We start from the raw sequence: 21,639 nt of genomic DNA, 5'->3' as shown, positions 1-21,639 counted from the left end.
GAACACGGTTGGTAATAGCAGATACGCCAATTCTCGACACTATAACAACACTAAGTCAGTTACACGTCTCGATTGAATAATGCAAAATATTAAATAATAACAGTCACATATAATGAGTAAAAAGGCTAGGTAGCGATACAATCACTGCCTAGCCTTTTAAAAATATTAAACCATTTTATGGTTTAATTGTCTGCCTTGAAATATGATGAGAACGTACATGTTCTATTTTGGCAGGCTGAACCGTTTGAAGTTGTATAGCAATAAAACGGCTTACTGACATCATCTGTAGTTGTAGAGTTTTCTATTATTACATCCGTGCAGGTTAATGGACGTGGTGCACCAGTAGGTCCATTATAGGAACAAGTTCCATTCAGTGTAGTTGTAGTGCAATACTCTTCAACAAATTTGGCTTTAAAAGCCAGTGCGCCACCTACAACAGCTATAAGCGCAAGAGAAAACAGCATGATTTTTATTTTTTTCATAATTAGAGCGCTTTTTTTATCAAAAAGCTAAACTTTGGTTTTTGAATTCCGCTAATTGAGATGTGTATCTGCCGGTAGCGGTTAACTCGGCAAATAGGTGAGTAACTGTTCATTAAATCTATACAGCCTTCGCATGCATCAGCTGGAAAAGCTAAAATGAACTTTGTTCGCTATTGTCCCTGCAGGGTTAAGCTAACATATTTCAAAGGCCGGATATATCAAGACAAACCGAATGCTTGATCAGGGCAATCAGTTATTGCGAAATAAATTATTCTTCAGCTACTTTTTTTAGCTGACCAAAAGTGATCTTCCCTTTAAAAGCGTGGTTTAACTTTTTGTCTTTACTATAAATAGCTATATAAGGTATGCCCGTAATTTCAAAATAATTTCCTAAAGCCTGTTGTGGATCAATGGCTATAGTGATATTAGAATATTTGGCCAATTGGTACGCTTTTTTAAAATCTTTAAGCGTTGATGGAGGAAAGCTGGTAACAAAATAAAATTGTATATTTTTTAATTCGTCTATTTCCTCAATAATCTCCAGTGTCTGGTCTCTGCAATAAGGGCAATACGGACTAAAAAAGAATAACGCAATAGGGTTGCCTGTTGGAATATCGCGAGTATTCACCCACGTAACACTATCCATTAATAAAAGTTTAAATTCAGGCAATGGGGTGCCTTCTTTACCTGTTTTTTGAGGCTCTTTCCCAAAACAACCGGCTAGGCAGGCAAGTATAAAAAATGCACTGATTTTTTTCATATCTTGAGAGTTTTGAAATATATTTTTCAATGATAGATATTCATTTCCTTATTGATTGAAGATTGGTTCATGTGATACTTTGTTTTACATAGCTGTTTCTGAAATTAGTGCTACTTGTTTTTTGTTGGTCTCTGATTCTTGACTTAGTGACATTATTAGTGATGAAATGAACAACGTGCTAAATGACAGAGTAATAACAAATGGAAATAATTGGTAGCGTAATTCAATAGGGGCAGATAGTACACTAAAAAAAGCGTTGCTAAACCAAACCAGTCCCATACAGGAAACTATCCTTTTACTAATTTTGTTACATCTTCTAAAACTTTTGGAACCTACAAATGCGATTGTACTAATAAGAAAGAGTGGATTAAGGATTGCTAACAGGTTTGGGAATATATTCGCAATACGGATATCTCTGTTCTTTGCACGGGTTGGTAATTGATTATTTGTCCAGTCAAACCACGTAACTACGATAGGATCAACTTGTTTATTTCCCAGGTTATACTTTTCCATAAAAAAGGCTGGTGGCGCATAATACCTTACAAGGTTAGGCCATATAAAATGTTTAATAAATGACCATGGATGTTTCGCTATTAGCCAGCGGCCATATGATGCATAGTAAGGCGCCATAGTAGCCCACTGCTCAAAAAAAGACGGTGGAGCTGTGGTTATTTTCCAGCTCTTAACTGGATACACTCGTAATGGAGATTTGAAATTCCATAAGTAATAGACGCCGATTTTCTGGTCTGGTCGGATAACCAGGTGATCCAATGAATCCATGTGATGATTAACAAGGATGTGTAATTCTTTGTATTTCCAGGTTATCGATGTAGGATCATCCTGTTGTGAGTGGGCATACCCGTAGAGCGCATTAGCAGCCAATTGCCAACCTCCAAACGCAGCATACTGTACTGTGCCAGTTTTTACTTTATATTCATATTGTGTGCGACCAATAAAAAGAAATAACAGTAATGCAATGGCACCAATACCCACCCATTTTATTCTTCGAGGAATGTTTGTTAAAGCAATAAGTACAATACTAAAAAAAGGATACCAGACGGCTGTAAAACGAACCATAAATGCTAGTAATAGAACGATTGCATGAAGCAATAATAGTTTTTGTTTTGGTTGATAAATGATCCATAGTAATTGTGTAAACCACGTAAGGCTCAATGCTACAAACAAACAATCACTTGAAACAAAATTGGCGATGTGTGGTAGTAAAGGGTTGATAATACTTATTGTCAACAACGCCCTGAAAAGCCACTTTCCCGGTGATAATAGGTATCGGATGGAAAATAAAAAGTACAATACACTGCCCATTAATAGGAGATATTGAAGTATCACCAATACGAAATGAGAACGCGAAAAAATGCTTATTAACCGTAAAAATTTTGAGTATCCAATTGGCCAAATGCTAATGAAGTCATTATTGTTTGCCGCTTCCAGGTAATTATTGGAATCAGGAGGAATAAAGTTAGGGAATGGATAAACGTACTTTAGCCAAGCAAAGGATATTATCATTATAATTATAGAAAACCAAAGTAATTGTTTGTTTTCTTTGTCTTGCCAAATCCATTGTTTAAATGGCATATTTGATATGATGTTATGGAATAACATACTTAGAATTGGGGATTGGTGATTGAGTATTGGTTTGTCCAGTTTAGTTTTTGTACTTTATTTTCTCGTCTTTGCAATAGTATGGCCCACACAGATAATAATATATATGCGGTGTTAAAAGCAATGTGTTGTGGCCAGGTAAGTTGTTGCAATACTCCTCCACAGCTACAGGGTAAGTTTTTGTCAAAAAGCAAAATGCCAGTCACATATCCAGTGAATACAATCATTAGTATCAAGGACGCATAAAGTCCTTTCAATCGCCATCTTGGAATGATAAGCATTAGAGTAACCAAAAATTCCACCCAAGGCAGTCCCCATGCAATCGGCGTTGCAACAGGGGCTAGTATTGGGGAGTGGGCAATGCTTTCTTTAAATACAGTATAATCAATAAGCTTACTTATGCCGGTATATAATAAAAGGATGGCGTATAAAAAAATAATGCTTTCTATGATAGTGGTTCGTTTCATATGTTTATGATTAAATCGAAATTCTATATAGTATACCGCGCTCAGGCAATTGCTTGAGGGAGTTGTTCATTTATCGCCTCCTGCTTGTTCTGTTCCTGCTTCATGGTTCTCATCAATTGTGCCATCCAGTCAACAAGCAGTAGTGCAAATGTGGTCGTTAGTATGATCGGGAATGATTGAAATCGTAAAGCTGCAGAAGATGCGAATATTGTGAACCCCGCATTGATCAACCATACAGCGCCAGCTAAAATAAGTGTCTTGTTAAAAGTGGTATTGTGTTGCCATCCTTTGAGTAGCAAATAGTATAATAATCCGAACAGCATTACACCGTTTATGATGCCTGATAAGATGGGATAAAAGTCCAATATCCATACATTATTATCTAGCATTCTGGTCTTTATTTTGGTACTTTTATAACCAAACCATGTTTTTGCCTGATCATTTACATGTTTTTTTCCTGAATTATATTCATCCAAAAATTCTACTGGGGGCGCATAATATTTATGACTGTTGGGCCATACAAAATGACGTAAAAAGTGAAATGGATATTGACGTATGATGTATATTCCATAATCTTTATATAATGGTCCCATACTAGCCCATTTTTTAAATTCAAAATCTGAGCTTGCATATTTTGTATTTTTAAACAGGCTGTCCCGATAGTCCATCAGCGGCATGCCTCGGCTCCACATATAGAAGGTGCTTGTTTGTTCTTTTTCTTTTGGATCCATTAGCAAATGGCGGGTTCTGGCGTTAAAATCCCGTATCATATTGTCCAATGCCTGGTACTTCTGAGGCACTGGCTTCCATTCGGCACTATCTACGTAGCGATATGCATACATGGCGTTGTTGGCAAATTGCCAGCCACTAAAGGGAGAATACTGCCAGTAGTCTGTAAGTTTTTTGTACCTCCACATGGTAAAGCCTGCAAATAATCCGCACAATACTAAGCCGAGTCCCAATCCTGCAATTTTATTTCTTACAGATAGGTTGGAGAGGCAGAATGCTAGTCCAGCAATAAGGGGATATATCAATGCATTATATCTCACGGTAAATGCTATAAATAATACGATAGCATGATAGATAATGATCTTTTTGCTGGGTTGGTGTATAATCCATAACAACAAAGCAAACCAGATGCAACTAAGACTCAGGAAAAAGCCATCACTGCTAATCATATTGGATAGGTGCAGAAATAGCGGGTTGAACACAATGAAGATCAAGAGAATTGTTTGTATAACTCTGCCTGGTTTATAAAAGTAGAAAATGGTAAACAATAAGTAGAGTACACTACACTGAATGAATAAGTATTGAAAGGCCACCAGTATATAATCTGGTTTAGCAATAATGCTAAATAGCCGGAGGAATTTTGAATATCCAACGAGATATGTATTTATGGTTAGGTTTTTATCAGCGGCATTGAGATACGAAAAAGAATCCCCATGGATATAACTGGCAAAGGGATATAGGTATTTGAAAATGGCAAACTGGATGACAATGGCTGCCGCGGCCACGCAAAAGACAATCCTGTTACGACGATTATTGAACAGGAAATCCTTAAAGGAGAGGTGACAAGCCGGTGTGTTTTGTGTAGTATTCATATATTCATATTTAACTTCATGCTTTACATGTTCATTACTGCTTTCAATTTCCTGTATTGTAATGGCGTTATTTTTTTAAGTCGTAAAAATTGCCGGTGAAAATAAGCGACGGTATTATAACCACTCTCATAGCCGATGTCTGTGACTGGTTTGTCGGTTTGTAATAACTGGTGGCAGGCATAACCTATGCGGACTTCGTTTAAGTAGGTGATATAAGTTTTTTGGGTGCGGCGTTTAAAGTAATGACAAAAAGAAGGTACACTTTTACAAGCGATGGCCGCCACATCTGATAAAGAAACCGGTTCATGAAAAGTGTTAGACGTGTATTTATATATCCGATCAATACAATCCTTATCTGAATGATTAACGTTATGTATCTCCTTTGACGAGAGTATGGCAAAGGGCTTTGCCGAAGCCATTAATTGCAGACATTGTAACAATAAAATTATACGGTTGCCATCAATAGCTGTTTCCAGAGATTTGATCAATAGGTGTAGCTGGTGTGTGGTGGTGTCGGTTATTTGTAAGCCATGAGTCGAAATGTCAAGCAGTTGTTTTATAAGGTGACATTCCGGTAAATTTAAAAAATCCTTTCCCCAACAATCGTCTTCAAAATGAATAATTATAGCGCTGATTTGGGATTTGTCTTTTTGCTGGAATTGGTGTGGGAGATTGCTACCTAGGAAATATATATCACCGGTTTTAAAATTTCCTACATGCTTTCCTATTCGAACATGGCCTTGACCTTCGGTGAAAAGTATCAGTTCATGGGCCATATGTTGGTGCCAACCCGTTTCAAAATTTGGGCTACGGAAAGTAGCGGCAACAAATGATTTATTTGATTTTAACGGTAATTTTTGAACAATGGGTTTCATCTTGCTCTATTTAATATTCATTGATTCTCTATTCGTAATAGATGCTAACGGAGGTTCGGGTATAACTATAATCGATTTTTCTTTAGCGGTTATATTATTTGTTTTTTGATATAGGCGTTTCATTATTGGTTTTTCAACTAATTTGTAAAAGACTAGAGCGATGGCAACCGCAATAATTACTTGTAGCCAAATCATGGCATCGGCAGGAAGGAAAACACCTACTTGTTTATACAAGATTGTAAACAGTGTTAGTACAATCAGGTGTACCAGATATATGGAATAGGAAGCATCGCCCAATAGCATAATCCATTTATTATTAAATAATCGAGTCAGGTAGGCATTTTTTTCCAGGATAACACAACCCGCCACTAAACTACTACTGGGGATGCCCCATAATAGAAAGCGGTCTAAGCTTTGGGTGCCATTTATGGTATTCAGATAATACCAGACACCGCCAAACCCAAATCTTATTAGCAATCCGTAAGATGTAAGGCCGATTATTAAACAGATAATTCCAATAATCACCGGTATTTTTTGGCTACATATATATAATTGGCATACTATAATACCTAGTACAAATTCCAGTATAATAGGATTGGTAATAAATTGTAGTCTAAGATCATCAGTGTTTAGTAACATTCCTATTATAACTAATAATAAAATAAAGACTGGTAGGAGTATTATTTTGTTCTTTGCATTACAAATGATCAAGGAGAAAAATAATATATAAAACAGCCATTCAAAGCATAGGGTCCAACCTACAGATAATAAGGGTTTAAAAACTTGAATATCCCCGGAAACTGGAACGATCAATAATGTATTAAAGAAAGAACCTATCATTTTGATTAATGATGAATACGTATCACCTTTAAAGACCCAGGATTGTATTAATAAAATTGCGAAATAGAACAATGAGGCAATATAGTATACAGGGTTAATGCGGTAAAAGCGTTTTTCTAAAAAAGGCCAACCTTTATCGGGGCCTCTTAAATTATTAGCTATATACATTATGATAAATCCGGAGATAACAAAGAATAGATCTACTCCAATACAACCAAAATTATTTAGATGATAGAAGTTTTGTTGCCAGGATGTGTTGTACTTCATTTGCATATCCATTGAGTGCTCATATACTACCAGCAAAGCAGCCACAGCTCGCAAAAATTGTATGGAGTTGAGTTTCATTGTGAATGTTGAAGCGTTAATCCGCCTTTTCTATAGTTTCGGCGGACAAGTGGTAAATTAAGTTACAAGCTTCAAGTTGTAATATGCAAACGAGTATGATTAGTAACAAGTTGCATCTTTAGTGCTAAGTACTCAGTACTTTCTCCCCCTTCCCCACAAACACCTTATTATTAAACAAAGAATATTTCATTATACAATAAATCGCCCTGAACCCATCCTTCCAGCCAATCTTCTTGCCTTCGGAAAATGTTCTTCCGTAATAACTTATCCCAACCTCATAAATACGTATTCCTGGTACCATAGAAATTTTAGCGGTCACTTCCGGTTCAAATCCGAATCGCTTTTCGTGTAAGTAAATGCGTTGGATGATGTCGGTGCGGAAGAGTTTGTAACCTGTTTCCATATCAGTGAGGTTCAGGTTGCCAAACAGGTTACTTAGGAATGTAAGAAATTTGTTGCCGATCGAATGCCAGAAGAACAGGATGCGGTGTGGATTGCCGCCCATAAATCGGGAGCCGTATACCACATCTGCCGAGCCGAGTACAATGGGTTTCAGCAACGTATTGTATTCGCCCGGATCGTATTCCAGGTCAGCATCCTGTACCAATAAGTATTCGCCGGTTGCCTGGGCAATACCCGTATGGATAGCCGCACCCTTTCCCTGGTTTATATCATGCTTTATATATTTGAAGTAGTTGATGGTCAGGTTGGCATTGCTGCCTATATAGTTCTGGATAACGGCCTCCGTATTGTCGGTACTGCAATCATTTACAATGATCACTTCCTTCTCAATATTGCGTATCAGCTTTACCGCATTGATACGATCCAATATCAAAGTGATGTACTTTTCTTCGTTGTAAGCAGGAATGATGATAGATAATTTCTTGATAGGAGATGCTACGCTGGTGTCGGTTTCGGTAATGAGCTGGCTGTTAGCCGGGTCATTGACCGCAGGCCTGAATAAGGTTTCCATAATAGTTCTAAGTTTTTAGTTCTTAGTTCTAAGTTGTGTTTTGCGTGCAGCCTGTAGCTTGCAGCGTGAAGCTGGCTTTCTGCTTTCGGCTGTTCCTCGAAGATACAATGTGGATGAAGCGATTCCTAACAGTTTCTGGTCATAATTGGCAATACATAGTCATAAAATGACGTGTTTATTACCGTTATACTACGCATTCAACGAATTAGCAAACTCCGTAGGCGTAACGCCATAATAGTTCTTGAACGCCGTGCTGAATGCTCGGGCCTTGGTGTAGTGTAAGGTCAGTGCTACTTCTTTTACATCTTTACCAGCCTCTAATAAGAAACGGGCGCGCTCCATGCGTTGTTTCAGCTTGTAGTCGCGGATGCCGATGCCGTAAATGTGTTTAAAGCCTTGTTGTAATACGTTTCTGCTAATGCCGAACTGGGCGGAGAGATGTTGGGCGGTGTCGCCATTGGCGCAGTGGTTGTCAAGCTCCTGTTTGAAGGAGTAGATGGCATGTATTACATGCTTCTTGAATCTCTTTATTTTTCCTTGCTTCATGGCAGGTCGGTTTAATGGTAAATGGTAAGGGCTTACGGGGTTCATCCTTCCTTGAGCAGGAACTGGCCTTGTGTATATTCCAAAAACTGCTGTGGCGTTTTAAATACCACGCCCAGCTCATGCTCCCGGTCGTAATCATCGCGTACGATCATGGTATTGTTTTTCGTCAGGCGGAAATACAGCGCATAGAAGATGATCTTCACAACAATAGTACAGTAGATCTCGGCCTTGCCTTCATGGTACATCGTCCATAGGTGGGCCGGTGTTAACGCTTTTAGTTCCCGGGGGCCGGCAAATTGAAAGTCGTGCACAAAGGTGTCGAACGGATTGCTGGGATAAATCAAACCAAAATCTACATATGGTTCAGGGGGTGGGTTCAGGGGATGGATCACAAAGACCGAATCATCCAGGTTCATACAAAATTCCAGTCCCTGGGGGTTGTCGTACAAACCCAGGTGATTGTCTAGAAAGGCATATATGTGTTTGCCCGCCCTGGTCATAATGATGATATTACAGATTACCGGGAACTGGTTTCACGTTTGCCGATTGCCGTTTGCCGATTCAAGCTACATATTACTTATATACGTTCTCATATAATCAAAAAAATCCGCCGGCTCGTCAAAATTATTCCCTGTTATCACCACCCGTTTATCCTCTTCTTCATTATACACACAAACCTCCCCGTTGCTCTTCCTGAAACTCAGCTCGCAATAAAATTCGGGCTTATCCGCCATACAAAAAACCGTGGCAACGCCTTCGTGAAAAAGCTCTATCAGCCGGTGCGGACTAACAAAATGTAACTGCTCTACCGTCTTGATCCCCGATAATTTGCTGAATTGTTCTACCGTAACGTCTTCTAAAACGATCTCCAGCGTATATTCCGGTTTCTTGGGAAGATCGGGCCATTTGGCGGCTATATCAAACATCCCGAATTCATCGAGGGTAGTCTCCACCAAAAATGGATTGATATAATGACCCATATTGGCCCGTAGGTATTGTGCGATGGCGTTTCTGGTTGGCCTCATGTGCAATAGTTTAATAGTGGTAAGTATTACCGGTTGTTGCATCATGAGCTACAAATCTGCCGGCCCAATAGCCGGAACCAAGCTTTTATTTTACAACCCAATTTACAACGATACCGGGGTACTATAATTGACTTTTATATTATGATTTGCCCTTTTTGCTCACATTTAGCCCTGTTTGTTAGCGTTATACCCGCCATCCTGCAACCATTCCGAAGCGCTGATGTTGTAAAAGTTACTGAAGGCATTACTGAACGAACTGGGCGAGGCGTAATTTAGAATAAAGGCTACTTCCTTGATCGACTTACCGGCTTTTAATAGTTGCCGGGCTTCTTCCATGCGTAGTTGTAACTTGTATTGCCCAATCGGTTGGTGGTACTTTTCTTTAAACACTTCCTGCAGCGCGTTTCTGCTAATGCCATGCTCCGTGGCCAGGGTGGCCGTGCTCTTGCCATTAGCGGGGTTCGCATCGATAATCTTTTTTATCTGTGCCACCACTGCAACAATCCCCCGCTTATAATTCCTTTTTGGCATACACGCCTGTTTAAATGAATAGTGGTAAATGAATAAAAAGCGCGTCCTGGGCCACATTCATTCAGCATTGTGTTGCCAATTAGTTTCTAACAGCCAACTACAATAGTAATTGTATTAATAAAAACTGCAGGTAAATACGCTGCGTTTCAACAATACAATCACATGAGCGTGCGAAAGTCGCTACAGGATCAGGCCGGTCACCTGGACCCGGTGTTGTTCTCTTTTGTATGCAAGTTACTGAGAGTGTTTTTATTTTCAATTATCTATCAGTTCATGTTTTGCCCACTTCGGTTGTACTTTCACCGTTTTGGCAAAATTCTGAGTAAGGCATTTATTATATTTCCTACCAAATTACCAGACTAATATTTCTGTGGCAATTGAAAAAAAACGTTTTATATATGCTGATACATTGGTTTCGTTCACCTTTATCGAAAAGTAAAATATTTTTTTATTGGGCGGCTTCAATTATATATTTGTGAAATTAGGTGCCCACAGAACGTCTACATAACGAAAAAGCGCTCCTGGAGCAGGTTGCGCATGGGGATGAAAGTGCATTTCGCATCGTTTTCGATCATTATCGCGATGCGATCTATGCTTTTGCGCTCAAAGTACTCCACCACGATACCATCGCCGAAGAGATCGTACAGGATGTGTTCCTGAACGATCTGGATCAACCGCTCGGGCTTATCTGTTGTTCGCAGCTTTGCCGATTTCCTGTACATCATAGCCCGGAACCATACTTTTAATGCCCTGCGCCGGCTGGCCCGGGAAAAGAAGCTGGTCAACGCTTCCTCCGAACAACCCGATATAGCGGGCGTATCGGCTGAGGCCATTATTTTACAACTTGATTACGATCGCCTCCTGCATCAGGCCGTAGCGCTATTACAACCCGACTGGAATATTTGTTTCAACGGTATCTCAACAAAGCGGCATCCGGCGACGAACTCCGGGAGCTGATGGAACTGTTGCAACAATCCACCCATTATTCCGGGATCAAAGCGCTGCTCGACAGCGCCTGGAACAACCTTGCCATAGAATACCATTTGCCTGCGGCTAAAACCGATGCGGTGTTTAACGCTATCCTGGCCGCTGACCGGGCCACCGATGCAGCAGCCGCAATGCCATACCGCCCGGCCCGGCGCGTGTTTATATTGAAACGCCTTGTTGTTGCTGCGGCCATCCTGTTACTGCTCACGGCCGGCTGGTGGTTCTTCTATTTTAATAAACCAACGCCGCCGGCAACTAAAGAAACGCAACAGCCCGGCTATTACGCGGTTTGCGAATATCTCCGCCGTGTTGAGTATGCTGGAGAAAACGGGGAAAGGCAACGAGGCAACAAGACAACAAGGCAACGAAGCATAAAGGCAACGAGGCATAAAGGCAACACGCTGCATGAGTAATGGTTAATGGGTAATCGGGAGCCGTGAATCGTGAATCGGCAACCGGCAACTGGTAACCGGTAACTGGTAACCTGCAACTGCATTATAATCCACAAACCCGTAATAATCCGTAATCCTTTGAATTGCTAGTTCATACATCAGATGTTTAAAGAAAATGCAGCTTCTCTGAAATATGGGAGGCTGTGTTTTTTAAACCCTGAGCCGAAAAACATATCTCAGTAAGCAGGTAACCAGGAGCCAAATCAGCTTTATGCTGTATTTGCTTACAGCTTACGGCTTACGGCTTACAGCTTACCGCTTACGGCTTACAGCTTACGGCTTACAGCTTACAGCTTACAGCTTACGGCTTACAGCTTACCGCTTACGGCTTTCAGCTTGCAGCTTACAGCTTACAGCTTTGTATTCAGCGTGCTTTAAGCATTTAGCTTTTGATTTTCAGCTTTTAAGCTGTATTTGCTTGTGGCTTGCAGCTAATAGCTTTGTATTCAGCAGGAAGCGGGCAACGTGCAGCGTGCGGCCCTCATTAGGATAAGAGTTTCTATTGATTTATGTCAATTTGATGGGCTATTGCTCAAATTCTAATCCGATTATTATTTATCGTGTGTTATTTTTACGCCCAACATCCAGAGAAGCATATTTTTCATAAAAAAGTGATCAGGCCGGTTACAAAACCAGGTCCGGCGTTTACTATTAATATCGGAGCATGATAAAAGGCAACTTGTTTTCTGATACGGAACTAATTGCTGCGATCGGACGAGGAGATGAACTGAATAGCGCCATATTTTTTATTTATCAGCAGTATTCCACTACAATTCAGTCTTTTATTTTAGCCAACAACGGAACTCCACCCGATGCGGAAGATATTTTCCAGGAAACGGTGGTCACCTTCATTGACCTGGTAAAAAAAGACAAATTCAGGGGAGAAGCCAGTGTAAAAACTTTTCTTACCGCCATTGCCCGCAACCTGTGGTTGAATGAGTTGAAGAAAAGAGCGCGGAGCGATGTACGGGAGAAAGCGTTTGAGCACAGCCGCGAATCAAGCGAGTTGGATGTAAGCCAGCATATGGCCGACCGCGAAGTGAAGCAACAGTTTTTGAGCGTGTTGAATCAACTGGGGGAGTCCTGTAAAAAATTACTCACCCTGTTCTATTACGAGAATCTATCAATGAAAGATATTTTGCATCACCTGCCATACGAAAATGAACAGGTGGTCCGTAATAAAAAATATAAATGCCTGCAGTCGCTGACGGAACTGGTGAAACAAAACCCCGTCATTGCCGGGCTGGTAAACCAACAGGTAAAATAATTTTATGGAAGGCCGTAATGAACATTTACTGATCAATTATCTCGACAGGACCCTGGAGGAAAAGGAAATGCGGGAAATGGAAGCGTTGATCAACAACGATCTGGAAACGCGCAAACAATGGCAATACCTGCAACTGGCAGTGGAAGCGGTTGAATATGCAGCATTGTACGATCAGGTGGCGGCGGTAAAAGAGCAATATAAAACCATTCAGCCGGCAGAAGTATTGCAAGCGCCACAAAAACAGGCAGTAAGAATTCGTATGCGCCGCGCGTTTAGTGTGGCCGCGGGTTTATTGTTGTGCGTGATTGGATTAGGTGCATATAAATATTTTACGGTCAGCGCAACACAAGTTTATGAAAAAGCGTTTGTACAATATACACTATCAACTACCAGAAGCGGCGCAACTGTCAATGAGTTAGAGCAGGCGTTTCGAAATAAGAACTGGAACACTGTCATTGCCGCGCTTAACCGTTCTTCCTTAACAGATAATAAAGCCTTATTCCTGGCCGGTATGGCCCATCTGCAATTACAACAGTATGCAGAATCCAACATGTTGTTTGAACAGGTGCTGGCCAACAATGCCCAAACAGGGGATGATTATTTCCAGGACGAAGCCGAGTTTTATGCGGCAATGAGCAACCTGGCCGGGCATAAAACCCGGGAGGCCATTCGCCTCTTAAAGAAGATAAAGGCAGATAAAGACCACCTTTACAACAAACAGGCGTCGCAGATTGGAAATATCGATCTTAAGATATTGACACTCAAGGCCGGCAAGTAATTAGAAATAATTTTTATAAAAAAGATTGATTTCGCGGTTACGTTCTCTTTGCCAGCTTTTACTAATTAATAGAACCAGCTCTTTAAATATTTCCCTTGCACGTTCGTGAGGATTTGAATCATAATATCGGAAACCTGATCCCGGCTTGCCGGTGAGACAGAGAAACCTGGATGGTTCCTTCTTCACGAATATCCCTACACATTCGTGAGGATTTGAATCATAATATCGGAAACCTGATCCCGGCCTGCCGGTGAGACAGAGAAACCTGTATGGTTCCATCTTCACGGATATTAGCTTCGCATTCGTGAGGATCTGAATCATAATATCGGAAACCTGATCCCGGCTTGCCGGTGAGACAGAGAAACCTGGATGGTTCCTTCTTCACGGATATTAGCTTCAAATTCGTGAAGACCAGATCATGATATCGGAAACCTGATCCCGGCCTGCCGGTGAGACAGAGAAACCTGGATGGTCTCCTCTTCACGAATATTTTTTTGGTTCGTTTGGGCGGATCTATATCCGCCAGCTGGCAGATTCAGTCACATACATTTATTTTTACGCTGAACGCAAAACGCGTAACGCATAATGCGGAACGTCCTTAAAGAGATCTCAGGCTTTGGGCGTTTAGCTTTCGGCGTTAAGCTTTTTGCATTCCTAAACCCTAATGTTGATAGCACCCCTTGAAAAACAATGTTACGACCTGATTTAATGATTTTGTTTTCAGTCGGTAATCGGGCGGCCCAGCAATGGAGCCCGGTTACCTTCTTTTATGCTAAATGCAGAACGCTGAACGCTGAACGTAGCATGCTCTTTGTAAATGATCTCAGGCTTTAGGTAGTAGCCTTGAGCCTTCAGCATTATCATACATTATTCATTCGTGACCACGGATGGAACTAATAAAAAGTCGACGTTATTGACCTCAAAGGATAACGCAGCACATGCTGTAGTCCGGAGTACACACATCAGAGCAATTTTTTAATCCGTATTTCTATGTAAACCACGTCGACTTTTTTTTCCTTTAAGCAGTATTATTCCCACCAACACCACTGCGGCCATTCCGCTCAATACAAGCAACCACCAGTTACCTATACCTGCTTTTACCAATGGCTGCGTATCGCCGGTAATAATTAAATGCGCCCAGTAGTTGGGTGTTTTGTGCAAGGCATTGCTGTGCAGGTAATCGAGTTTGGCCTGTCGCAATGCTTTTGATTTGGTATATCCCTTTTGCAGATAAATATGAAATTGACGCAGGATAGCGGCGGTAGCCTCGTCATCGGCTTTCCACAAACTGTTTACGATGCTGGCGCAACCGGCGTAGGCAAAACCGCGCGTAAGGCTCAGCACGCCTTCGCTGTTCACTAATTGTCCGTGCCCCGTTTCGCAGGCGCTGATGATGAGCAGTCGGGTTGCATCCATATTAAGGCCATACAATTCTTCCAGGTACAGGGCATCGTTGTTGGGTTGTTGGGTAGTGGGGTAGAAGGCAATGAACGATGCGGCGGGATTGCCGGTATCGGCAATGGCATGTGTGGCCAAATGCACAATGGGGTATTGGTTCAGGTTAGTTACGAACTGGTGTTTGGTGGCCTGCTGGTCGGTAAAAGACCGTCCGGGTAATTGCGCAATTTCCTGCGCTGATGCGGGCAGTTGTTGCAGGTAATTGTATTCGTGATGCGGGAAGGTGATGCCGTTTTTGGCAAACGGTGCAAAGGCCAGGGTTTGCAAAGAAGCAGCGGGCGATGCTTTGGCTGCATTCGTTACAATAAACTGCGAAGAGAATTGATAACTGATCTCGTTGGTTTCGAGTAATGGCTTTGCATCATTGCCTGCCGAAGCGGGCAACGATTCAAAAGGCAGGTAATACAATAAGTTGTCGGGAATGATGATCCACTCGGTTTTGTCGCCGGCAATGGATTGCAGTGGTTGTACCAGTTGTTTATACAGCAGGGCGCCCCAGTGAGCGCCTTTGAACCGCCGGCCATTTTCTTCGCTTTGCAAAGCGGCGAGCCATTGCCTGATGTTTTGTTGAATGGCAGCAAAGGGATCGATGGCGATCTGTTTAAAGCCCCACTTTGTGATCACAAATACATTCAGCGTGTTGCCCGTTGCATAAAAACTGATGACGGCTTGTTGCGAGGTTATGTATTGCTGAATGGTGTCGGGGTGGGGATACGATTCGCTGTATTTGAGTTTATAGTAAACGCTGTTCTGCTCAATGGCGTGTTGCACCTGCGCCAGTTGTATTTCAAAGGCTGCTTTTTGGCTGGTGAGCGAAGCGAGGGCGGTGCTGTCGGTCGTTTGATCGCTTTTAATACTTAACCGCGCGAGGTTGTATTTGATATTCCGTTCCTGCTGTATCAGCGAGGGATCAATGCCGGGCAATTTGCGAAAGCCTTTTTCTGTAAGCCCGCTGTACATGACCGATGCCTTGTTTCGTTCGGCGATCACAAAGGCCTGTTGCTGGTAGCCTGCCCCGGGATGCAATTGTTGTAATTGCAAACACATGCCAACCGCATATTGGTACACCTGCTGGTTGTTGTTCTTCAAAAACAATTTGGCGTCATCGGTGTCGCAGCTTTTTTCAATGTAGCGTAATAAAGCAATAGCGCTGGTATACGTGGCCAGTGCCGCTGTTGCATGGGCTTCGTTGTGGTTGGCCTTGTACAGCGCTTCGAACGTACTTCCTTTTTTAAGCAGGGCGTCGAACAACCGGTACGAGGTAAAGGTGCCGGTAAAGCTGGCAGGGTTGGCGTTGGGATCGGTATCGCGGAAATGCCCGCTGAATACAACGATGGCTTGCTGGTAAGCCTGTAAAGCTGCTTCGTATTGTTGTTGCTGTACCAGCAGATCACCGCGGTACAGGAAGTTCATTCCGGTGTAAGTGGTGTTGTGCTTTGCTTTATGCGCGGCCAGTTGGTGTTGATAGCGGTTCAGGTAATAGTTGGCCGAATCGGGTTGGTTTAACTGCAGGTGCGTATGCGCCAGCTCGTTGTAAACGCGTGGCATTGCAACGGCATTCACCTTATGTAACCATTCCAATGCTTTTGGGTAATTGCCCATGGCCTTATAGGCCACGCCCATATTCAGAAAGATGTGGTTATTATATACTTTTTGGTTACAGATGGTTTTATATATGGCAATGGCCTGTTGGTACAATCCCAGTTTATTGCAGGCGGCCGCAATGTTGATCTCCACGTACACAATGGAAGCCGCGTCTTTGGTTGGGTTCTTATTAATGATCTCCAACGCATGGGTGAAATAATTGCGGCTTTGTAAATAGTTGCCGTTCTCGTAATACAACACGCCGAGGTCGTTGTACAGCCGTTCTATTACGGGGATGCCGGGAAAGCGTTGGGCCAGGGCTTCTGCCTGCAGTAAATAATAGCTGGCCGAGTCAAAATTGTTGAGGTGATAATATACCGATCCGGTCAACTCTGCTACTTCATACGACAACGAATCGCTCCATTGGGAATTGCGTTTTTTAATGTGTTGCGCGTGCCGGTAAGCTTCGAGAGCCTGCGCGAAGTTGGCGCGGTTATCGAGCAAAATGCCTTTGCGCAAATGGGCAAAGAACAGGAGGGAATCGGGGGCCGTGCCTTGTTGTACTGCCAGATCGATCACCTGTTGAAAGGTGGCCAGCGCCAGGCTATCGGTAGCATCGGTGGGATTGTCGAGCTTAAAAAGGTGGCTGGCCTTTTTGTAAAGGGCCTGGATGGTAGTGGGGTTCACCGGGTTGCCGACGTTATAGGAACACATCAGCCAGCAGGCCAGCAGCAGCCAGCCTTTCCATGCAATACACCGTAATGTGGTCCTCACCATTTTTCCCATGGGTTGGCGAAGATAAGGTGATTGGGTATATGAGATGAATGGCGGTCAATTGCCGGAAGCAAGTGACCGCTGTAAGTTTTAGTAAGACAAGCCTGCAATGACCAGGAACGGCGGCCGCGGTTTTTCAGCCACGAGCCTGTACTCGAACATGTTCTGCCGTTTGGTACGTACTTCCTGTTGTAAGGAAGCAGGGATGCTCGATACCTTGTCGTAATAGATCATCTCTACCGTGATCTGTTGCTTTGCTTTTTTGCTGCCGTCGTTCAGCCGGTAAGAGAACTTTATTCTTTTACTGTCGCCGTTTTTGACATTGGGGCCAAAGAGGCCGTCGCGCAGTGATTTTTTCAGGTTAATAACGCCGCTTTTACTGCGCACACGCAGTTTCTTGCCATTGGCGCTTTCCGACGGGTCATCATCGAACGCGCATTTGTTGTTACCGCCGTTGTTGAGGCTGTCGGGGTAGTCGGTATCGTCGCTCACATCGCAGATGGATGGTGCATTGGGGTCGGCATTGAAAATGGGCATGGCGAGGGTATCATGCTGAGAAAGTACATAGATGCTGTCCATGTACGTCATACCGGCAAGGATCAATTGGCTTATGCAGGTATCCTGGGTGCCTTTCTTAACAAAGCCAATCTTATAGCGTACGCCGGTCTCGCTTTTGGCGAGGTTGATAGTACCATTGTTTTTGTTGATATCGAGCCCTTCGGGCCAGGACAAATAAGTACCCTGGATGCCGGTATTATTCAAGGGTTGAACCTTGTGATCGGCGCCATTACTTTGCGTTTGCAGGTAAATGATACTGTCCCCGTAATTGGGGGCGTTAGGGCATTGGCCTGTACTACTTGTTGTGAAGGTGTTTGCATTCTCAGACGTATTTTCTGGCTCAGCTTTGGCATTATCTGCTTTGTTGCAGGCAACAAACACCAATAGTAATACGAATGGCAGCAAAAGACAAATACACTGTTTGCTTTTCATCTAAGTTTCGGTTTTTAACGGGGGATCTCAATTTCAGGAAAGGTTAGGTCATGTACCAGCGTGTTTTCACCGTATTTGAACGGATATGAGATAACAAATATTCGATTTTTGGGTTATAATACACGAATATATATAATGCTGCTATTTACGATACTGGTTTTCAGAAACTTACAAGTTAGTGATTTTCATTAGTTTAATTGAGGAACGGAAGGAATGACAACTTATGGTTTGTAGTTTATGGTTTATTGTTTGTAGTTGCTGCCGCGCTTTGAAAAGCTTTATTATTTCTAAAACCCAGTTATGCCAGCACGCAGCGAGTTTCCGCCGACAAAAAATAACTGCCCGAATAAATAAACCACAAACCACAAACCACAAACAACAAACAACAAACAACAAACAACAAACAACAAACTGCAACATTATTGCTCTGTTTCAATAACCGGAATTGCATCCTGTTTTTGTATGGTCTTCATCTTATACAAATGAAATGCCGGCAACAGCACGGTATAATTGACCAGGTTGAAAGCGCCAACCAGCCAAAGGGAAATGTTGAATTCATTGAGAGGGGACCTGGACCAGGGTTGCTCCCTGGTATATGCATGCATGGCGATATAAGCCAATACCAGGAATACGATAAAACCTGCGGCGCCAATGGCCAGGATCAAATAATAACCTGTTACGGCAGTGGCATACCAGATCAGCAAACACAATTCCAACGACCAGAACACCCAGTATAGGGAGGAGCCGTTTTGGGCCGGACTGAACAATAAGCCAACCAGGTGCAGCACTATCATTACCGCCAGGATCTGATATGGTTTCTGATAATACAGATTATCATTGAAATAAAAGCGGCCTCTGTCTTCTTCCGAATTGGTTGAACTGCTAATTAATACTATTACCGGAAATATCAGCAGCCCTACCAGGGGTATATTGACGATCCAGTACAGCCAGGAAGTTTTTTGCCGTACGCTGATGAAGTATTCTACCAGGAATTTTCGGTAGTACAATACCACGGCTATCAGGCACAGGAGGCCGGAGGCTATGGTAATGATAAGCATAAATACCGATTGGTCGGAGTAAATTAAAGGTATGGCGGTATGAAAGTAAGTGAGCGGATAAACGTATAACGCTATTACCAGCAAATTGATGCTCAATCGTAAGACGTAAAACAGGCAAATGGCTCCCGGCCCGGTATAGTTGTGTGCAAAATCAATGCGGAATATTTTTTTGAAACTTTTATTTTGAGCGGCGGCGTAAAAACATTCACCCGCAATGATAAATACCATGCACACCGAGGCAATCAGGTACAGGTAGGTGAGGATGGTGAGGCTGCCGGGGCGGTCACCTGAGATCTGTATGCTAAAAAGGTCGTCGAGCTTCAGCGAGCGGTACCAGGTATTGTAGGGTGAATAATTATGAAAGGCGCTGCCCTGGAACAAAAGGGGAAGGGCAAACGTAAACAGGGCCAGAGGTAAGAAATACAGCAGTCCACGTTTGCCGAAACACAGAAAGCCAAATACCAGGGAAGGCAAAAAAGTAGGATTGAGCAATGCCGACTTCAGCACGCGCAGGAACAGATATTCCCTCATGAACGCCGCTTTGTTCAGGAAATAAACAACAACAATGGTGAGCAGTACGATACTAAAAGCGATGGCGGCCTGTTTCCATTTTTTGAATACCCAGCCGATGCCTGCCCATAACAACCCGTTTCTTACAATGAAAGCCGGCATCTCCATTATAAATGCTTTATTGTAATCGTTGGGATAGAAGCTAAAGAGCCTGTAATCGTGGTACAACTGCAGGGCTGCGGTAACAACACCGGCCAAAAAGATCAGTGGCAACACTTTTATATAGGAGCTACGGATATCATTCATAGAAGAAGAGGATTAATGGGGCAAAATACTATGGATGTGGTAGAAATGCAAATAGTACAGGTGACTAACGCCGCCTACAGGTTTTTCCTTTTTGTATTATCTTCAGCGTTCATTAACCAAAAATCTTTTTTTATGAAATTAAAAGCATGTTCGCTTTTTGCGTCCCTCTTTTTTGCGCTCAGTAGTACCGCATTTTCAGCCAACATTCCCATTACCGGTGAACAGATCGTGACTGGCGAAACCGACTGGACCTTTTATGCCACGCCGGTTGCAGCGGGCGCTACGTATAGCTGGCATGTATATTCAGGCACTATCGTGGCGCAAAACACAGATCCGGCTGCAGGCCCTTTGTATGTTACGATCCATTGGTATCAGCCCGGGCTGTATCAGGACTATGTCGAGATATCTGACAACCAAGGGAATTCAGGGATATTTGATGTGTATGTGGGCGTAAACTCCTTTACTACCCACGAGACAATGTCTACCCTTCGACTGCCGCTTAGGGCGGGGGAGAATGTTATGACAGTCCCTATGTATGTAAGGCTTGAGGCTATACGCTACATAGAAGAAAAGCGAAAGAAAGTAGCTTAAAATTGAAAGCAGAAAAATGAAGGTTGATCTTCTCTTTCATCCTTCAACCTTCATTTTTTTCTCACAGATATAAATAGTAATCTTTCAATAATTCCACAAACTCCGGCGTATAGGAGCCATCTTCCTGCTGAATGGTGAGTTCGAACGTGGGTGCAAAATGATCGGGCGTTCTGCAATAATGCAATATGGCCCTGAAAAAGGAATGCCGCGGGCTTTGTTTGATGAACAGCTTTTCGATGAGCGAAAAGTTATGGTAAGCGGCCAGGTTATTGAAATACTCCCAGCGATGGTAGGGGAGCAGGATGCCGAAAGACCCGTGGGGTTGCAGGTTATTACTGATCACGGGCAGCAGTTCATCGAGCGTGAGCAGCTTGCTGTGTTTGGCTATTTGTTCTCCCTCGCTGGCCGATTGCAGGTCGTCTTCAAAGAACGGCGGGTTGCTGATGATGAAATCGTATTTCAGGGGGAACCGGAAGCTGCGGGCGTCGCCGGGGAATGCCTTCAGGCGCTCTTTCCAGCCGTTCTGGCCGATGTTCTCCTTTAGTTGCTTGAATGCCCCTAGGTCAATTTCAATTCCGTGTATTTCGGCCTCAGCGCGTTGAGCGAGCATCATCATAAGCAGGCCGGTGCCGCTGCCAATATCAAGTACCGTGGAATACTGCGGGATCTTGGCCGCGAACCAGGCGCCAAGGGTACAGGCATCGGTACAAACCTTCATCGCGCACTGGTCCTGGTGGATGGTGAATTGTTTGAATTGGAAATAGGAGTTAGCCATGAATCTGTTTGTGGTTTGTGGTTTGTTGTTTATGGTTTGTGGTT

The 21,639-nt window shown here is 42.9% G+C and carries 22 protein-coding genes; 4 read left to right on the top strand and 18 right to left on the bottom strand.

Annotated features, from left to right (window positions below):
• Positions 1 to 182: 182 nt before the first annotated feature.
• From FAM09_RS13425 to FAM09_RS13365, 13 genes are all read right to left on the bottom strand, one after another.
• Positions 183 to 482 carry a hypothetical protein gene (locus FAM09_RS13425; RefSeq protein ID WP_136577630.1) on the bottom strand — a complete coding sequence of 100 codons (300 nt, stop codon included), beginning with the start codon at positions 480 to 482 and terminating at the stop codon, positions 183 to 185.
• Positions 483 to 750: 268 nt separating this feature from the next.
• On the bottom strand, positions 751 to 1,242 hold the full coding sequence (locus tag FAM09_RS13420; RefSeq protein WP_136577629.1) for a TlpA family protein disulfide reductase: 492 nt from the start codon (positions 1,240 to 1,242) through the stop codon (positions 751 to 753).
• An 84-nt stretch (positions 1,243 to 1,326) separates the two neighbouring features.
• Complete coding sequence (locus tag FAM09_RS13415) at positions 1,327 to 2,835, bottom strand: hypothetical protein (RefSeq protein WP_136577628.1); 1,509 nt, start codon at positions 2,833 to 2,835, stop codon at positions 1,327 to 1,329.
• Between the two features lie 29 nt (positions 2,836 to 2,864).
• Positions 2,865 to 3,329 (bottom strand): MauE/DoxX family redox-associated membrane protein, encoded by a 465-nt coding sequence (locus tag FAM09_RS13410; RefSeq protein WP_136577627.1) that lies wholly within the window; start codon positions 3,327 to 3,329, stop codon positions 2,865 to 2,867.
• 41 nt (positions 3,330 to 3,370) lie between these two features.
• Complete coding sequence (locus FAM09_RS13405; RefSeq protein ID WP_136577626.1) at positions 3,371 to 4,378, bottom strand: hypothetical protein; 1,008 nt, start codon at positions 4,376 to 4,378, stop codon at positions 3,371 to 3,373.
• Between the two features lie 575 nt (positions 4,379 to 4,953).
• The gene (locus tag FAM09_RS13400; RefSeq protein WP_136577625.1) at positions 4,954 to 5,805 is read right to left on the bottom strand and encodes an AraC family transcriptional regulator; all 852 of its coding nucleotides are present in this window, start codon (positions 5,803 to 5,805) and stop codon (positions 4,954 to 4,956) included.
• A gap of 6 nt (positions 5,806 to 5,811) precedes the next feature.
• Complete coding sequence (locus tag FAM09_RS13395) at positions 5,812 to 6,990, bottom strand: acyltransferase family protein (RefSeq protein WP_136577624.1); 1,179 nt, start codon at positions 6,988 to 6,990, stop codon at positions 5,812 to 5,814.
• Positions 6,991 to 7,114: 124 nt separating this feature from the next.
• On the bottom strand, positions 7,115 to 7,963 hold the full coding sequence (locus tag FAM09_RS13390; protein WP_136577623.1) for a glycosyltransferase family 2 protein: 849 nt from the start codon (positions 7,961 to 7,963) through the stop codon (positions 7,115 to 7,117).
• Positions 7,964 to 8,152: 189 nt separating this feature from the next.
• Positions 8,153 to 8,509: a helix-turn-helix transcriptional regulator gene (locus tag FAM09_RS13385; protein WP_166437130.1), complete on the bottom strand. Its 357-nt coding sequence runs from the start codon at positions 8,507 to 8,509 to the stop codon at positions 8,153 to 8,155.
• 41 nt (positions 8,510 to 8,550) lie between these two features.
• Positions 8,551 to 9,009: a hypothetical protein gene (locus FAM09_RS13380; protein ID WP_136577621.1), complete on the bottom strand. Its 459-nt coding sequence runs from the start codon at positions 9,007 to 9,009 to the stop codon at positions 8,551 to 8,553.
• A gap of 66 nt (positions 9,010 to 9,075) precedes the next feature.
• Positions 9,076 to 9,534, bottom strand: a complete 459-nt coding sequence (locus tag FAM09_RS13375; protein WP_136577620.1) for a hypothetical protein — start codon at positions 9,532 to 9,534, stop codon at positions 9,076 to 9,078.
• Between the two features lie 165 nt (positions 9,535 to 9,699).
• Complete coding sequence (locus FAM09_RS13370) at positions 9,700 to 10,065, bottom strand: helix-turn-helix domain-containing protein (protein ID WP_166437129.1); 366 nt, start codon at positions 10,063 to 10,065, stop codon at positions 9,700 to 9,702.
• Positions 10,066 to 10,565: 500 nt separating this feature from the next.
• Positions 10,566 to 10,898, bottom strand: coding sequence for a hypothetical protein (locus tag FAM09_RS13365; RefSeq protein ID WP_136577618.1), 333 nt, complete (start codon positions 10,896 to 10,898; stop codon positions 10,566 to 10,568).
• 69 nt (positions 10,899 to 10,967) lie between these two features.
• On the opposite strand from FAM09_RS13365, the gene FAM09_RS13360 reads away from it, so the two are divergent.
• The 3 genes from FAM09_RS13360 (at position 10,968) to FAM09_RS13350 (ending at position 13,549) form a co-directional block, all read left to right on the top strand.
• The gene (locus FAM09_RS13360; RefSeq protein ID WP_136577617.1) at positions 10,968 to 11,465 is read left to right on the top strand and encodes a hypothetical protein; all 498 of its coding nucleotides are present in this window, start codon (positions 10,968 to 10,970) and stop codon (positions 11,463 to 11,465) included.
• Positions 11,466 to 12,168: 703 nt separating this feature from the next.
• Entirely contained in the window at positions 12,169 to 12,771 is a 603-nt protein-coding gene (locus tag FAM09_RS13355) for an RNA polymerase sigma factor (protein WP_136577616.1), read from the top strand.
• Between the two features lie 4 nt (positions 12,772 to 12,775).
• Entirely contained in the window at positions 12,776 to 13,549 is a 774-nt protein-coding gene (locus FAM09_RS13350) for a hypothetical protein (RefSeq protein WP_136577615.1), read from the top strand.
• A 720-nt stretch (positions 13,550 to 14,269) separates the two neighbouring features.
• On the opposite strand, the gene FAM09_RS30690 is transcribed toward FAM09_RS13350, so the two are convergent.
• From FAM09_RS30690 to FAM09_RS13330, 4 genes are all read right to left on the bottom strand, one after another.
• Positions 14,270 to 14,407: a hypothetical protein gene (locus FAM09_RS30690; RefSeq protein ID WP_153825452.1), complete on the bottom strand. Its 138-nt coding sequence runs from the start codon at positions 14,405 to 14,407 to the stop codon at positions 14,270 to 14,272.
• 117 nt (positions 14,408 to 14,524) lie between these two features.
• Entirely contained in the window at positions 14,525 to 17,377 is a 2,853-nt protein-coding gene (locus FAM09_RS13345) for a CHAT domain-containing protein (protein ID WP_136577614.1), read from the bottom strand.
• Positions 17,378 to 17,455: 78 nt separating this feature from the next.
• Positions 17,456 to 18,355, bottom strand: coding sequence for a hypothetical protein (locus FAM09_RS13340; protein ID WP_136577613.1), 900 nt, complete (start codon positions 18,353 to 18,355; stop codon positions 17,456 to 17,458).
• A 419-nt stretch (positions 18,356 to 18,774) separates the two neighbouring features.
• Positions 18,775 to 20,229: a hypothetical protein gene (locus tag FAM09_RS13330; protein ID WP_136577611.1), complete on the bottom strand. Its 1,455-nt coding sequence runs from the start codon at positions 20,227 to 20,229 to the stop codon at positions 18,775 to 18,777.
• Positions 20,230 to 20,361: 132 nt separating this feature from the next.
• Between FAM09_RS13330 and FAM09_RS13325 the strand changes: the two genes are divergently transcribed.
• On the top strand, positions 20,362 to 20,820 hold the full coding sequence (locus tag FAM09_RS13325; protein WP_136577610.1) for a hypothetical protein: 459 nt from the start codon (positions 20,362 to 20,364) through the stop codon (positions 20,818 to 20,820).
• A 61-nt stretch (positions 20,821 to 20,881) separates the two neighbouring features.
• Here the strand turns inward: FAM09_RS13325 and FAM09_RS13320 are convergent, their stop codons facing one another.
• Positions 20,882 to 21,595 (bottom strand): tRNA1(Val) (adenine(37)-N6)-methyltransferase, encoded by a 714-nt coding sequence (locus FAM09_RS13320; RefSeq protein WP_166437128.1) that lies wholly within the window; start codon positions 21,593 to 21,595, stop codon positions 20,882 to 20,884.
• Positions 21,596 to 21,639: the final 44 nt, after the last annotated feature.

The organism is Niastella caeni (assembly GCF_004834005.1).
In the GTDB taxonomy this organism is placed as follows: domain Bacteria; phylum Bacteroidota; class Bacteroidia; order Chitinophagales; family Chitinophagaceae; genus Niastella; species Niastella caeni.
This window is presented reverse-complemented; position numbering and strand designations above follow the sequence as displayed.